Below are 14561 nucleotides of genomic sequence, written 5' to 3' on the forward strand. Positions count from 1 at the left end.
CCGTTCCGCGCCTTCGAGCTCTTTGAAAGGATTCCAATCTCATGAACTTCCTCAACCAATTCTTCGCCAACGACGCGCTGCACGCGCTGTCGCAGGGGCTGCTCATCCCCACCGTCGTCTGCCTGGTGATACTGGCCGCGTACGCCGTGTACACGTTGGGCTCGCTGGTGGTGGAGGTGGCAGTCGAGCGCCGGCGCTACCGGGTGGCGCTGCCACAGTTGATAGCCGATCTCGACGCGGCGCCGTACGGCCAGCTCGACGGCGTGATCGACCGAAGCGGCCTGCTGGACTCCCAGAGAAGCGGCCTGCGGGAGCTGGTCTCGTACATGTACCTGCCCGAGGACGCGCTCACCGAGGTGGCCAAGCGCTTGCTGGCCGACGAGAGCGCGCGCTACCAAAAGGCGCTCTCCCTCACCGATTCCGCGGTGAAGATCGCCCCTATGCTGGGCTTGATGGGCACGCTCATCCCCTTGGGTCCGGGCATCGTGGCGCTCAGCTCGGGAGATCTCGAAACGCTGTCGTCATCGCTTTTGGTGGCGTTCGACACCACCGTGGCCGGGCTCGCGGTTGCCGTCGTGTGCTTCTTGGTGACGAAGGTGCGCCGTCGTTGGTACGCCGACTACCTGATCAGCATCGAGGGCGCCATGAACACGATCTTGGAGAAGGCGGACGCCCTGCATGCGGAGGGGTTCGCGTTCCCGCAAAGGGCGGGCTCTGCGGCCGCCGCAGCGGCTCCGGGGCTCGAGGGGAAGGCGGGCCGCCATGCCGAGGCGTGATCTGAGGGCCTCCCGCTTGGCGGGGTCGAGGCTTCTGGGCGACGACGAGCGCGACCCCATGGGGTCGATGGGCAACCTCATGGACGTGATGCTGGTGTTCGCCTGCGGCCTGCTGCTGGCGCTCATCGCCAACTGGAACGTCGATTTGGAAAGCGTGCGCACGTCGGGCGGCAGCCCCGCCATCCGCGAGATACAGGGGGACTTGGAAGCGGTGGAGGAGGGCATCGCCGCGAGCGGCAGCACCTACGAGAACCTCGGCACCGTCTACCGCGACGAGGAGACCGGCCAGCTCTACGTGGTGGCCCAGGAAGGGCAGGAGTAGGAAGCATATCTCGACGGTCGTTCGAGCGCCCGCCCGCCTTCCGTAATATGGAGAAACCGTGCCGCTGCCGTGCGGGGTGCGCTACACTGGGGTCATCTTGCTTGCCTTTGTGGGGCGGAGCAGCGCCGCCGGGTTTCCGGTCGGCACCAACACCAACAAACCACTGGACACCAGTTTCGCGGACGCGCGCCTGCGCGTCCGCCTGCGCCTGCCACCGTGCGGCGCGCCTGTCGAGAGAAGAAGAGGTACTGCATGGCCCGTTCCGAAAACGTCGGCGAACGCCGGGGTCGCTACACTTACGCCGATTGCCTGCGCGGCGACTTCAATCCGCCCGCTTCGGAAGGCGAGGGGACCTTGTTCCAAACGCTGTTCGTGGTGGGCATGGCCACGGCCATGATCCTGTTCGTGAACGTCGTCGTGCATCCGGCGCCCTCGTTCGACCCGCTGGCGCTGCTCGCGTCGTTCCCCCTGTGGTTCTGCATCGCGTTCACCGTGCGAAGCCTGTTCGCGAACAAACTCAGCTTCTGGCTGCTCGACAGGATCTGCGGCGGCAGGCGCGAGGGCGTGGGCGTGTCGGCCGTGCTCGTGCTGGTGAACGTGTGCATCATGGCGCCCGTCATGTGCGCTGTCGGCGTCACCATGTCAGGCGTGCCCCTGGGGGCGTTCGTCGGCGCCTACGCGGCAACGCTGCCCCTCGCGGCCGCAGCCGCCTACGCTCTCTGCTTTCTTTTGGTGCGCCCCCTTGTCATGCTCGTGTTCAGCAACGCCTGCAAGCCCCTGCTCGCCCGCATAAGGCAGGCGGGATAGGGGCAGAGCGGGCTCTGGAACCCATGAGGGTTCGCCGACGAACCGGCCTTGCGGGGTGGTCCATGCCCCGTTGTCCGGCTTTCTGCCGCTCGTCGGTACACGGGCGCCGGGCGGCCGCGCTATTCGCCGTCGAAGAGCGCGGTGGAGAAGTAGCGCTCGCCGGTGTCGGGCAGCAGCGTGACCACCGTCTTGCCGGGGCCCAGCTTGCGCGCCAGGCGGCGCGCGGCGGCCACGTTCGTGCCGCTGGAAACGCCGCAGAGCAGGCCCTCCTCGCGCGCGAGGGCGCGTGCCGTGTCGAGCGCCTCCTCGTCGGACACGATGCAGATGTCGTCGTAGATGCCCTGGTCCAAGAGGCGGGGATGAGCCCGTCGCCAATGCCCATCTGCAGGTGCGTGCCGATGCCGCCGCCCGAGAGTATCGCGGCGTTTTCGGGCTCCACGGCCCATATCTCCACGTCGGGGTACAGGCGCTTCAGAATCTGGCCCACGCCCGAGATGGTGCCGCCCGTGCCGATGCCCGAGCAGAAGCCGTGCACGGGGCCCTCCACGTCCTCCACGATCTCGAGGGCCGTGTGGTAGCGGTGCGCGAACAGGTTGTCCTCGTTCTCGAACTGCTGGGGCACGTAGACGCGCGGGTCTTCGGCCGCCATGCGCTCGGCGGTTGCGATGCACTCCGCGATGCACTTGCCTATGTCGCCGTCGTCGTGCACGACGACCACCTCGGCGCCGTAGTGGCGCACGAGCTTGCGGCGCTCGATGCTCACGGAATCGGGCATGATGATGCGCGCAGCATAGCCGCGCACCGCGCACACGAGCGCCAGGCCGATGCCCTGGTTGCCGCTCGTGGGCTCCACGATAATGCTGTCGGGGTGCAGCTCGCCGCGCTTCTCGGCCTCGTCGATCATCTGGAAGGCCGTGCGCGTCTTCACCGAGCCGCCCACGTTCACGCCCTCGTACTTCACGAGCATTTGCGCCGCGTCCGGCTCGGCCAGGCGGTTCAGGCGTATGAGGGGCGTGCGCCCCATGGCGTCGAGCACGTTGTCGTAGATCATGATGCTCCTGTTCGTCGTGCGGATGGCCCGAGGCGCGCCGTCTCCCGGTAATTCGAGCGATCCTTTCGGGTTATCGCGCATCATCATACGGCACCGCGTCGGTTTCGCGAAGCGGCGGCATCGTTCATCGCAAGAGATGCAAAGTATCGCGTGGCTCCGTCAAGCAACCGATGTCAACGCTCGTTAAACCGTCGGGCACTGCGAAGGCTTTCCCGTTTCGGGCTCGCATCGCAGCGCGGCGGGGTGGTCGGCTTGCGATGGATTCGCGCGCAGATCGCCTGCCCGCGGACGAACGGACTCCAAAGAACGCCGGTTCTCGTCCCAACGGCGAATAAGTGACAATATGGCGGAAGATAACGGCCAGTTCTCGGCGAACAGCCAACATGAGATTTTCTCCGTTCGGCTGAATTATTTCGTTACTAGAATACTACCTGTCAGGCAATGCGTGGGCGTTACGATAGAACGCAGCCGCTAACGGCGGTATTCCGATGAAAGGAGCGCATATGGTTTTGGCAGAGCAAGAGGAAAAGAAGGGTCTGGTACAGGGCAAGACGAAGCGCGTTCTTGTCAGCCTTGTCGCGGCTGTGGCGTTGACGATGTCGTTGTCGATCCCGGCTTTCGCTGTTGGCGGGCAGATGCAATCGCCCTACAGCGCATCTGGCGGAGTCACCGATTCTTCCGGCGCGTATTTGGTGGACGTCGATTCGACGGCCTTCACGGCACCCAGCAAGTTCTGGGGCTTCAACTCGATGGACGGAGGCCCTGGCTCATTTGCCGTGCGCTTCGAGAACACGGCAAACGGCTCCTCGTTGTCTTTCGATATGGCTAACGCCCATCTGGGAGTCGCCGCATATGGTCCTCTGTACACCGACGGTTCGAGTTCGGGCACTCCCGACTCGTACGTCGGCAACATAACGACCGATCCCGCCGAGGCTGCCGACGTGTGGAGCGGCGACTGGGTCTACGCCTTCCGCGTGTGCCCGTCGGCAACGTTCGGAACGGATCCGAGCGGGAACGCGGCCGTCGGCTTCAACTGGAAGGGCTGCTTCGGAACCTACTTCGATACGTGGGACTTCACTTTCAATGCGGCTTCGGTGCTGGGCGATTCGGCCAAGGGCGCTGAAATCACTTTGACGTACTACGGCGGCTACGTCGCGTCCCAGACGAGCCGCGGCACGTCGTACGGAGCCGACCTGGCCTCTACGGCGACCGATCTGTCTTACGGAAGCACCACTGCCGGTGCGACGGTGAACACGCCCGACACGCCGGTTGGCACGTCCTACACGGCAACCGCCGATGCTGAAGGAAACGTCACGTTCCACGGCATCGTGTACGGAGGCAACTACACCATATCGTAACCGGTCGAGCGGCGGGGCCGCTCGCGGTGACAACCCTCCGAGGCGCATGCGCCTCGGAGGGCGAGACCAAGGCCGAAGATTTCGCTTCCGCAGCTTCTCGATCGAAGGGCTGCGAAAGCGAAATCCATTGCATAGCGTCAGCCTCGCGTTCGCGGAGGCTTGGCGCAAGCGTGTCCATCTAGGAGAACAAGGAGGAACGGTATGGGGTGCGAAGCCGTGAGAAACCGGGGCGTGAAGAGGAGGTTGGGGCTGGCGCTCGCGTTCGCGATCGCTGCGATTCTTGCCGTTTCGCTGGCTCCCGGGCTCTCTTCGAGCGCGTATGCCGAGACGACGCCGATCGTGTACAGCCAACAGGACGGCTATGAGCCGTACCAGGGCTGGCAGGACTCGCCTTGGGACGAGGCCAGTGATCCGTGGTACGCGTCGTCGGGCGGCACCTCGAGGAAAGGGTTCCCGGCCTGGTCGCTTGTCGATCCTTTGTCGAAGGGTGTCACCGGGTACGACAACGGGGCGGTCACGGGGTCGACGATATCCGTGCTCACCGACATGAACAAGACGGACACGTCCGGCTCGGGCACGTACAGCGATCCGTATTATTACAAGAACATCATCCTTCCTTCCTACGACGCGAACGCCGCGACCTTGCAGTTTACGTTGACGTACGTGGGCGCCGGGGGCGTGAACCCCGTGTACCTGTTCGACGGCCACGGCGGGCTGCTCGTCACCAAAAGCGACGATCCCGCATCGTGGAGCGATCCCGCCAACGTGGTTTGGGAAGGGAACGCTTCGAACGTATCCGTGCTGGGCACCTCCGACAACTGGTGGAAGAACATCGTCTGCACCGTCGATGCAAGCAACATCGACCCCGATCAAACGTACTATTTCGTCGTCAAGAACGGCACGGCCGGCCAGTGGGCGCGCCTGTACGCGAACATCGTGTTCGAATTCAACACCTTCACCGACAAGGCGGTCGTGTGGAACGGGGACGAGTCGCAAGCGGGTTACGGACGGGAGCAGGGCAACGGCGGAACGAAGCTCGGCATCATGTCCCCTTCGCCGTCCGAGGTCGTCACCGATCTTTCCAAAATAGGCTCCTGCTGGTTCAACAAGATGCGGCAGCCGATGACTCTGGCCGACGACGGCTCGGTTTCGATGGTGATCCATGCCGACGGCAGCGGGTCGAATTGGCAGCTGCTGAACACCTGGACCGGAACGTGTGCCGACAAAGTGCTGGTGTACGACAGCGACCCGACGGCGGGAGGCTCGTTCGACGCGAGCGCTTTGACGCCGGTCGCCTCCGCTGCCAGCGGTACGTTGGGCTTCTCCCTAGTGAACCCGGATCGCGATTGGCCATCGTATGACGGCGTGAAGATCACGGCGACCGGCCTCGAAGCCAACAAGACGTACTACCTGGTGTTCGACGCCGACCTGCAGCCGCAAACCACCCGATCGCTCGGCAAGCCCATCGTGTACGAGTTCGCCGCCGCAGCCCCTGTCACGGCGATCGGGTCGTGGGACATCGGCAAGGAAACGCCGTCCGATGCTACGGCGACGCTTTACAGCGATGGGCAGTTGATAATAGCGGGTTCAGGGGATTTGAAGACCTATGACGCGGTCGGCAAACCACCTTGGTGCGCGAATGCCTATAAATCTGAAGTGAAATCGGTTCGTTTCGAGGGCGTTTCCCCGACGGACATCTCGAACTACTTTATCCAGTGCAACAAACTTGAAGTCGTTGCGAGCCTGCCTGACACGGTGACGAGTTTGGACCAAGCCTTCAACGGCTGCTCGTCGTTGAAAGACGCTCCCGTTATTCCCGAGAACGTGGAAAACCTTCACGCGGCTTTCGGTGGTTGCACCTCCATGGTGAAGCCGCCTCGCATTCCCGATGGTGTTGAAAACGTGGAAGGCGCGTTTGTTAACTGCTCGTCGCTGGACGAGGCTCCCGTGCTGCCGGAAGGCATAACTTCGATTGCAAGCATGTTTTCCGGGTGCGGGGTATTGTCCGAGGCGCCTTCGATTCCTTCAGGCGTCACGGACATGAACAACGCCTTCTACGGTTGCGCATCGCTCGAGGCCATGCCGGCCATTCCAAATGGCACCATTAACCTGCAGAACGCGTTCAGCGGTTGCATTTCGTTGAAGGTCATTTCCGAAGTGCCCAATTCCGTTGAGAACATGTCGGGAGCGTTCAACGGTTGTGCAGCGCTTGAGACGGCTCCTGTTTTGCCGAACGGCGTGAAGTACATCGCCAATATTTTCAACGGTTGCACTTCCTTGAAGGCCGCTCCCGAGATTCCGGAAAGCGTCGAGGAAAGCATGTTCGGCTCGTTCCAGAACTGCGTCGCCATGGAAACGGGCCCTTCCAAGATTCCCAACGGCATCACGAACATGTGGCGGGCCTTCCAGAACTGCCGGGCGCTCGAGCAGGCTCCCGAACTCGGCGAGGGCGTTGAAAACATGAGGGAGACGTTCTCCGGCTGCTCTTCGCTCAAGACGGCCCCTGCGATTCCCGGAACGGTGACTTCGCTGCAGGGCGCCTTCCAGAACTGTTCGGGGATAACCGAGGCGCCGCTGGTTCCTTCTTCGGTAAAGAATATGACGAGCGCGTTCATGAACTGCACCTCGCTGGTGCGCCTGCCCGACGGGTTCGCATTCCCCAACGTTGGGCTCACGAATACGTTCAAAGTCAACGACCCGTACTCGTCGAGCAACCTGCTGGCAACCTACACGACGTCGAAGGACGAATCGCTTTCGAGGTACGACTGGTCGGGTTCCAACCGGCTGCTGGTCGTGCAGGACTTCGATGCGCTGACGGCCGCCGTTTCCGGGGCCGAATCCGCCCTCGAGGCCGTCGCGGTCAGCACCGACGGCAAGGACGTCGCCAACGGTTCCGCCTACGTGGTTCCCGGCGACGCGAGCGCCCTGACCGATGCGATAGCCGCTGCGAAGGCTGTGGCGGGGAAGGCCGATGCCGCGCAGGACGAGATCGACGCGGCCGTTCAGGCGCTCGGCAACGCGAGGGCGAGCTTCGACGCTGTCGTGAAGACGGCGGTCACCGACTACGATGCTTTGAAGTCGTCGCTTGCCGAGGCCGCCGCAGCCAAGGACGCGGTCGTCGTCAGCGTCGACGGCAACGACGTGCCCGCCGGCAGGGATTGGGCCACCCAGGAGAACGTCGACCAGCTGCAGGCCGTTGTCGTTGCCCAAGCGGCCGTCGCCTCGAATGCGGCGGCGACGCAGAACGAGGTCGACGCCGCGCTGCAGGCGGTAAAGAGCGCAACGGCGGCTTTCGAAGCCTCTACGAATACCGCCAACCCCTCCACGGTGTCGTTGGCTGCGGCTTTGTCCGTCGCGCGCGCCGCCGCCGACGGGCCGGCGGTCTCGACGGACGGCCGAGACGTGCCCCATGGCAAGACGTGGTGCACCTCGGAAGATCTGCAGGCGCTCGAGAACGCCATCGGAGCGTCGCAGGACGTTGTAGACGCCATCGCGTCAGCGGCCGGCAACGGCGTTGCGGCCGACACGTCGCAGGCGGGGGTGGACGCCTCCTTGGCTGTCCTCAACGAAGCCCTGGCGACGTTCAACGCGCACGTCAAAACCGCCGCTGTCGACACGGGCGCGCTGTCCGAAGCTGTGAAGGCCGGCGCCGAGGACCTTTCCGCCACGACGGTGAGCGTGGACGGAACCGACGTCCTTGCTCGGAACAAGTGGGTCACGCAGGGACAGTTCGACGCGTACGAGCAGACCCTGGCCGCTGCGCGATCGGAGCTGCAGAACGCGTCTCGCACGCAGAACGGCGTGGACGCCGCCCTGAGGGACCTGGCGACCGCCTCGTCGTCGTTCGACGATGCGAAGCGGGCGGGCCTGAAGGCCGACACCTCCGCGCTGGCCTCGCTGGTCAAGGAGGCGCGCGAGGAAGTCGCCGCCGCGACGGTGGCGGCCGGCCCCGGCGAGGTCGCGTCCGGTGCCGAGTTCGTCACACAGGGGGCGCTCGACGCGTACCGTGCGGCGATAGCCCGGGCTCAAGCCGTGCTGGACGACCCCCTCGCCCTGCAAGACGAGGTTGACGCGGCAGCGAAGGATATGATCGAGGCCAAGGCCGCGTTCGCCTCCGCCAAGCAGGTCGGCACGCTCGAGCAGGGAGGGAGCGAGGCCGGCTCTACGGGCGGCGCTTCGGCTGGTTCGCCCGGCTCCGCAAGCGGCGTCAAGGCTCTGGCCTCCACGGGCGACGCCGCGATGCCCGTTCTGGTTTCCGGCTTCTTGGCTTGCCTTGCATGCGTCTGCGTTGTCCTCATCGCCCGCAGGCGCCTGCGCGGCTAGCGAGAACACGCTCCATCCTGGTTTCACCGCCTTTCCGGCTGCCGGCTCCCCTTCGGGAGAGTCGGCAGCCGGTTTCGTATGCCATGCGACGAGCGCGAGACGATCTGCAGGGCGCTGGGCGTATAGTTTCTCATATGGATGGATGCACTCCGACGTTCCTCGTCCGCCCTCGCCAAACGCCGGCCGGAACGCTAGAATCGAAGACGCGCCGGTTCTCTGGCGCGCTGCCGGCACATTCGAGCGAAGGGGTTTGCACATGCTGCTTTTGGTGATAGGCGACGAGGCCCGCACGAGGAAGTACCTACCCGACCTGCCCATCGTGGGCGAGGTCGAGCTGAAAGTCGTGCCGCGCGGCACCGACGACGACGCCATCTTGGCGCAGGCGGGCGACGCCGACTTCATCTTGGCCGACGCCATCAGCCCGGTGAGCGCCAAGCTCATCTCGTCCATGCCGAACCTCAAGCTCGTCCACTCCGAGGGCGTGGCCTACAACGCCATCGACCTCGACGCGGCGCGCGAGCGGGGCGTGCACGTGTGCAACAACGCCGGCGTCAACGCGGGCGCGGTGGCCGAGCAGACCGTCCTGCTCATGCTGGCGTGCCTGCGCGACGCCGTGGCGGGCGACGCCGCGGTGCGCGCGGGCCGGCAGATCCAGACGAAAGAGCGCATGATGGTGGAGGGCATCCGCGAGCTGGGCGACTGCAAGGTGGGCTTCGTGGGTTTCGGCGCCATCGCCCAGGCCACCGCCGAGCGCCTGGCGAGGTGGGGCTGCGAGATGGTCTACAACAAGCGCGCGCCGCTGCCGCCCGAGGACGAGGAACGCCTGAACGTGCGTTTCGAGGAGCTGGACCGGCTGGCCGCCACGTGCGACATCGTGAGCCTGCACGTGCCCGTGACCGACGCCACGCGCGGCATGGTGGACGACGCCTTCCTCGCCCGCATGAAAAGCGACGCCGTCCTCGTCAACACGGCGCGCGGCGAGATCGTCGACCAAGAGGCGCTGGCACGCGCCATCGCGAACGGCGTCATAGGGGCGGCGGGCTGCGACACGCTCTATCCCGAGCCGGTTCCCGCCGACCACCCGCTGCTGACCCTGCCCCCCGAAGCCGCCTGCCGCGTGGTGCTCTCGCCCCACATCGGCGGCGTGACCGAGGGCATGTTCCACCGCGCCCACCGCGCGGTGTGGGAGAACGTCGCCCGCGTCGCGGCAGGGGAGCGCCCGGTCAACGTGGTGTCGTAGGGCGTTGTAACGATTCGTTTGCAGCGGCGGCAAACAAATGCGACGGCGCGGACGGGTCGCCGGTTGCTAAGATGCACGGAGGGGGTCCGCATTTCAAGAGGGGGTATCGCGCATGCAGCTTGACGACATCGAGATATTGATGACCGTGGCGGAGACGAAGAGCCTCTCGCAGGCCGCCGAGCGCCTGTACATGTCGCGTCCCGGCCTGTCGCAAAAGATCGCGGGCATCGAGCAGCGCTACGGCGCGAAGCTCTACAACCGCACGTCCACGGGCGTCGTTCCCACGGCAGCCGGGCAGATAGTCACGAAGTTCGCGAAGAAGATCACCACGCTGGAGAACGCGCTCGCGGCCGAGCTGGCCGCCGTCGACGAGCATTTCGACAGCACCATCGAGGTGGGCATGAGCCTGGCCGACGGGGTGACGCTGCTCCCCGCGCTCGTGAAGAAGTTCCACGACCTGCATCCCGAGGCGCTCGTGCACCTGGACGCGGGCTACGAGCCCGATCTTCTGGAAAAGCTCAAGAACGGCAAGCTCGATTTCGCGCTCCTGGAGAACCAGCCGCTCGAGGACGAGATATCCCGGGAGACGCTCGGCTACAAGCAGCTCGCGTTCTGCGCGGCCGACATCCCGCCCTACAACTCCACGCCGCAGCCGGTGAGGGTGGAGACGCTGCTCAAGTGGCCCATGATCATCTACGAGTGGAACTCCGGGCGCCACATGGTGGGCAACCGCCACTTCCGCGAGCGTTACGGCGTGTCCCTGCGCGACCACAACATGGTCGCGCGCTTCGACACGCACGAGGCCATGATGAACGGCGCGAAGGCGGGCCTGGGGTGGGCGACCGTGCCCGAGTGCATTCGCGACCGCTACAAGAACGAGCCGGGGCTCATCTGGTTCAAGGTCGACACCGACCCGATGCGCTACCCGGTGGACCTGGCCTGGCACACGGGCCGCGTCATCTCGCCGCTCGCCCTCGAGTTCAAGGACTTCATCCGCGACAACGTTCCCGAGAAGTACTTCCGCCAGCACTGACCTCCCATCGGCTCCGCTCCCCCTGCTTCTCGACGGCCATGCCCTCCCTCTTCCGTGAGCTCCCGGGGCCGTTTTGCGCGTCGTTTTGCCCGCCAGCCGTAACCTGCCGTTGACGGCCGCGGCAACTCCCTCGTCCATGCAGGTTTCCTTGACCGCCGCCGCAAGCAATCGCGACGGCGAATGTCCCTCCGCGCATCGAGCGCCGCCTTCCGACGGTCTATTCTTCCGGGCATGAAAACCGCCCCGCAGACGAGGAGCGGAATCGTAAGAGGAGGAGTCGATGGACAAACAAGGCATCATCGATGCGAGCAAGAAGCGGCGTGAGGGCGAGCGCATCTTCTACACGTCGTGTCCGGCCAACGGATGCTGGGACTCGGCATGCGTTTTGAAATGCCACGTGAAGGACGGCAAGATCATCGCGATAGAACCCGATGATTCCGTCAACCGGAACGACAGCCGCGAGGACTGCGGCTGGGAGAACATCTGGAAGGGCAACGTGCAGATGCGCCCGTGCGCCATGGGCCATTCGTGGAAGAAGGAGCTCCACGCCGAGACGCGCCTTCTGCATCCCATGAAACGCGTGGGGGAGAAGGGCGCCGGCAAGGGCTACTTCGTGGAGATCAGCTGGGAGGAGGCGCTCGACACCATCGCCGAGAAGATGGTCGAGATCCGCGAGAAGTACGGCCCGTACGGCATCTTCCACTCGCAGTACCCCAGCTTCGAGAAGAACGGGTTCCCGCTGGCTCCCTGGTGGGAAGCGGGCTTCGGCGCGTGGGGCGAGCATTCCACGTCGGGCCATGCGGCCGGCGAGATGCTGCATCTGGGCGTCGACCTCTCCAAAACCGCCAAGGGCCTCTCCGACGCGCTGCCCGGCTTCGAGGCGAGCGACATCTTCAACTCGAAGCTCTTCGTCATGTGGGGCATGGACCCGGTGGTGGCGTGGTTCGGCCCCACGTCGTACTACATGCAGCTCGCGCACGAGTACGGCTGCAAGACCATCGTCATCGACCCGCGCTACACTCAGAGCGCCGAGATCCTGGCCGACCAGTGGATACCCATCCGCCCCGGCACCGACCTCGCCATGATGCTGGCGGTGGCCCAGGTGCTCTACGAGGAGGACCTCTACGACCACGAGTTCGTCGACGCGTGGGTCGACAAGGATGGCTTCGAGGAGTGGCGCGCCTACTGCATGGGCGAAGGCGAGGACGGCGTCAAGAAGACGCCCGAGTGGGCCGCCCCCATCTGCGCGGTCCCGGCCGAAACCATCCGCGAGTTCGCGCGGCTCTACGGCACCACCAAGCCGGTGCACCTGCAGTACTTCTACTCCTGCGCCAAGCGGCACATGGGCGATTACAGCGCCGCCGCCTCCATGCTCCTGCAGGCCATGACCGGCAACATCGCGTGCGCCGGCGGTTGCCAGACGGGCGCCTGCCTGCCCACCCCGGGCCGCGTTCCCGCGCCGCTCGCCGATTTCGGCCGCAACCCGGGCGACTACCAGGTGCCCGTGCTGTTCAACAACAACTGCCTGACCGAGATCCTGGCCTGCCAGAAGGATTACTGGGAAGGCCGCATGACCGAGAGCGAGTTCCGCCATCGCATCGGGTCGCCTGCCAACGACGCGCCGCTGCCGAACGTCCAGATGATCATCTTCGAGAACAACTACGCCAACAACCACTCTAACGTTAACAAGCGGTTCGCCGGCATGGCCTCCACGGAGTTCAACTGGGGCTTCCAATGGCATGTCAACCAACCCACGGCGGAGCTCTGCGACATCATCCTGCCCGCCCCGGTGTGGCAGTTCGAGGGCATGGACGAGTACATGTACGGCCACCAGCGCTTCGTGAGCGGCCCCAACGGCATGCGCAACTACTTCACGTTCTGCGCCCGCGGCCTCGACTTCCCGGGCGAGGTGCGCTCGAAGGAATGGGTGTGGACGCAGATCGCCAAGCGCCTGGGCGACGAGGTGGTCCAGGGCTACAACCCGCGTCTGGCGGACGTGGACGCGGAGCATTGGGTGGACGCCCAGGAGGATATCTACCGGGAGGCCTTCGAGAAGTGGGCCGACAACGAGACGGTCATGGCGTACCTGGGTTACGAGCGTCGGCCCACGTGGGAGGAGTTCAACGCCAGCCCTGTCGTGCGCACCGAGATCGACGTGCCGTATTACCCGTTCAAAACCACGATGGAACGCGGCGCCAGCCCCTTCGGCACGCCCAGCGGCAAGATAGAGTTCGCGTCGAACTTCGTCAAGACCCACGACATGACGGAATCCCGCTGGCGCGGGCAGATCGACCCCATGCCGGTGTGGAGCCCCAGCTACGTGGAGGGCGACATCGGGTCGGCCTCCAACGACGGCTTCTACAACCCGAAGGTCAAGGATTACCCGCTCTCGCTCGTGTCGCCGGTGTCCATCTACCGCCAGCATTCCAGCAACGACAACAACCCCTTCATGCGCGAGGACTGCTACCGCCACGCCGTGTGGATCTCGGGTGTGGACGCGCAGGCGCGCGGTATCAAGGACGGCGACGTCTGTCGCGTGCGCAGCGACCGCGGCGAGGTCTTGCTCACGGCGTACGTGACCAACCGCATGACGCCCGGCACCGCCGCCGTGCACCACGGCGCCTGGTACCAGACCGACGGCGCCCCGGCCAAGATGAACGAGTACGGCCAAGACCTGCGCGGCACGCCGAACATCCTGCTCGACGACGGCCACCTGCCCCATATCCTGGGCGCGCTCATCACGGCCGGCCTCGTAGAGGTTGAGAAGGTCGCCGACGGCGACGCGGAGGGCTTCGGCGGAGAATCCGAGCGCGGCGGCATGCGCGGCGCGAGCGTGGCGCTGAAGCTGCGCCGAACGCTCGGCGAGGGAAGGGAGTAGGGCTATGACCCAGTACGGATTTTTCTTCGATGCGAACCGCTGCTACGCCTGCCAGGCATGCAGCATCGCGTGCAAGGACTGGAACGGGCTCGAGCCCGGCGCCGAGAAGTGGATGACGGTCTACGAATGGGAGACCGGCACGTTCCCGCGCGTCCGCCTTCATTCGCTGGCGTTCCCCTGCGCGCACTGCGAGGACCCGTCGTGCGTGAAGGCATGCCCGGAGGGTGCGATCTACAAAGAGGACGAATTCGGCGCGGTGCTCGTCGACCAGGACAAGTGCAAGGGTTGCCGCACGTGCTACGATGCGTGCCCCTACGGTGCGCCGCGGTTCGCCTCCGACGCGCCCGACTGCAAGATGAGCAAATGCACCATGTGCGTCGACCGTCTGGCGGAGGGCATGCAGCCGGCCTGCACGATGAGCTGCCCGTTGCGCGCCTTCGATTTCGGCCCGCTCGACGAGCTGGTCGAGAAGTACGGCGACGTGCGCTACTGCGAGGGCATGCCCGCGCCCGACGCCACGAAGCCGGCGTTCCTCGTGTGGAACCCGCGCGAGAAGCAGCAGCTTCTGCCCTACGACGTGGACGAGGCCGTCGCGCTCAACCGACAGCGCGGCGACCTGGGCACCATGTTCGAGAGCGCCGACGACCTCGAGAACTTCGACGAGGGGGCCATCCGCCGAAACGAGCTGCGCATGAAGCATGCCTCGACCGTGGAGCTCATGAGGGCCACGCGCAACGACATGGCATAGGTGGTTCCGCGGGCCTTCGGCCTGC

10 protein-coding genes and 1 pseudogene are annotated in these 14561 nt (G+C 65.2%); 9 read left to right on the plus strand and 2 right to left on the minus strand.

The features are described from left to right. Positions 1-41: 41 nt before the first annotated feature. From C1878_RS12795 to C1878_RS12805, 3 genes are all read left to right on the plus strand, one after another. Complete coding sequence (locus C1878_RS12795) at positions 42-776, plus strand: MotA/TolQ/ExbB proton channel family protein (RefSeq protein WP_114602010.1); 735 nt, start codon at positions 42-44, stop codon at positions 774-776. Continuing rightward, on the plus strand, positions 763-1098 hold the full coding sequence (locus C1878_RS12800) for a DUF2149 domain-containing protein (protein ID WP_114602011.1): 336 nt from the start codon (positions 763-765) through the stop codon (positions 1096-1098). Before C1878_RS12795 ends, C1878_RS12800 begins: the two co-directional genes overlap by 14 nt. Before the next feature lie 252 nt (positions 1099-1350). Next, positions 1351-1905: a hypothetical protein gene (locus tag C1878_RS12805; RefSeq protein WP_114602012.1), complete on the plus strand. Its 555-nt coding sequence runs from the start codon at positions 1351-1353 to the stop codon at positions 1903-1905. A 119-nt stretch (positions 1906-2024) separates the two neighbouring features. Here C1878_RS12805 and C1878_RS16995 read toward each other — a convergent pair whose 3' ends face one another. Both C1878_RS16995 and C1878_RS17000 read right to left on the minus strand, forming a co-directional pair. After that, positions 2025-2351: a pyridoxal-phosphate dependent enzyme gene (locus C1878_RS16995; protein WP_255417931.1), complete on the minus strand. Its 327-nt coding sequence runs from the start codon at positions 2349-2351 to the stop codon at positions 2025-2027. Continuing rightward, positions 2330-3043: pseudogene (locus tag C1878_RS17000) on the minus strand (PLP-dependent cysteine synthase family protein); the annotation flags it as partial. The pseudogene C1878_RS17000 and the gene C1878_RS16995, both read right to left, overlap by 22 nt. A gap of 416 nt (positions 3044-3459) precedes the next feature. Here C1878_RS17000 and C1878_RS12815 point away from each other — a divergent pair. From C1878_RS12815 to C1878_RS12840, 6 genes are all read left to right on the plus strand, one after another. Further along, on the plus strand, positions 3460-4314 hold the full coding sequence (locus C1878_RS12815; RefSeq protein ID WP_114602013.1) for a hypothetical protein: 855 nt from the start codon (positions 3460-3462) through the stop codon (positions 4312-4314). A gap of 201 nt (positions 4315-4515) precedes the next feature. Continuing rightward, positions 4516-8637: a leucine-rich repeat protein gene (locus C1878_RS12820; RefSeq protein ID WP_114602014.1), complete on the plus strand. Its 4122-nt coding sequence runs from the start codon at positions 4516-4518 to the stop codon at positions 8635-8637. Between the two features lie 256 nt (positions 8638-8893). After that, positions 8894-9877 carry a 2-hydroxyacid dehydrogenase gene (locus tag C1878_RS12825; RefSeq protein WP_158539809.1) on the plus strand — a complete coding sequence of 328 codons (984 nt, stop codon included), beginning with the start codon at positions 8894-8896 and terminating at the stop codon, positions 9875-9877. Between the two features lie 112 nt (positions 9878-9989). After that, on the plus strand, positions 9990-10910 hold the full coding sequence (locus C1878_RS12830) for a LysR family transcriptional regulator (RefSeq protein WP_114602016.1): 921 nt from the start codon (positions 9990-9992) through the stop codon (positions 10908-10910). A gap of 280 nt (positions 10911-11190) precedes the next feature. Continuing rightward, the gene (locus tag C1878_RS12835; RefSeq protein ID WP_114602017.1) at positions 11191-13788 is read left to right on the plus strand and encodes a molybdopterin-dependent oxidoreductase; all 2598 of its coding nucleotides are present in this window, start codon (positions 11191-11193) and stop codon (positions 13786-13788) included. 4 nt (positions 13789-13792) lie between these two features. Next, the gene (locus tag C1878_RS12840; RefSeq protein ID WP_114602018.1) at positions 13793-14536 is read left to right on the plus strand and encodes a 4Fe-4S dicluster domain-containing protein; all 744 of its coding nucleotides are present in this window, start codon (positions 13793-13795) and stop codon (positions 14534-14536) included. Positions 14537-14561 lie beyond the last annotated feature (25 nt).

It is taken from the genome of Gordonibacter sp. 28C, from assembly GCF_003339845.1.
Classification (GTDB): Bacteria; Actinomycetota; Coriobacteriia; order Coriobacteriales; family Eggerthellaceae; genus Gordonibacter.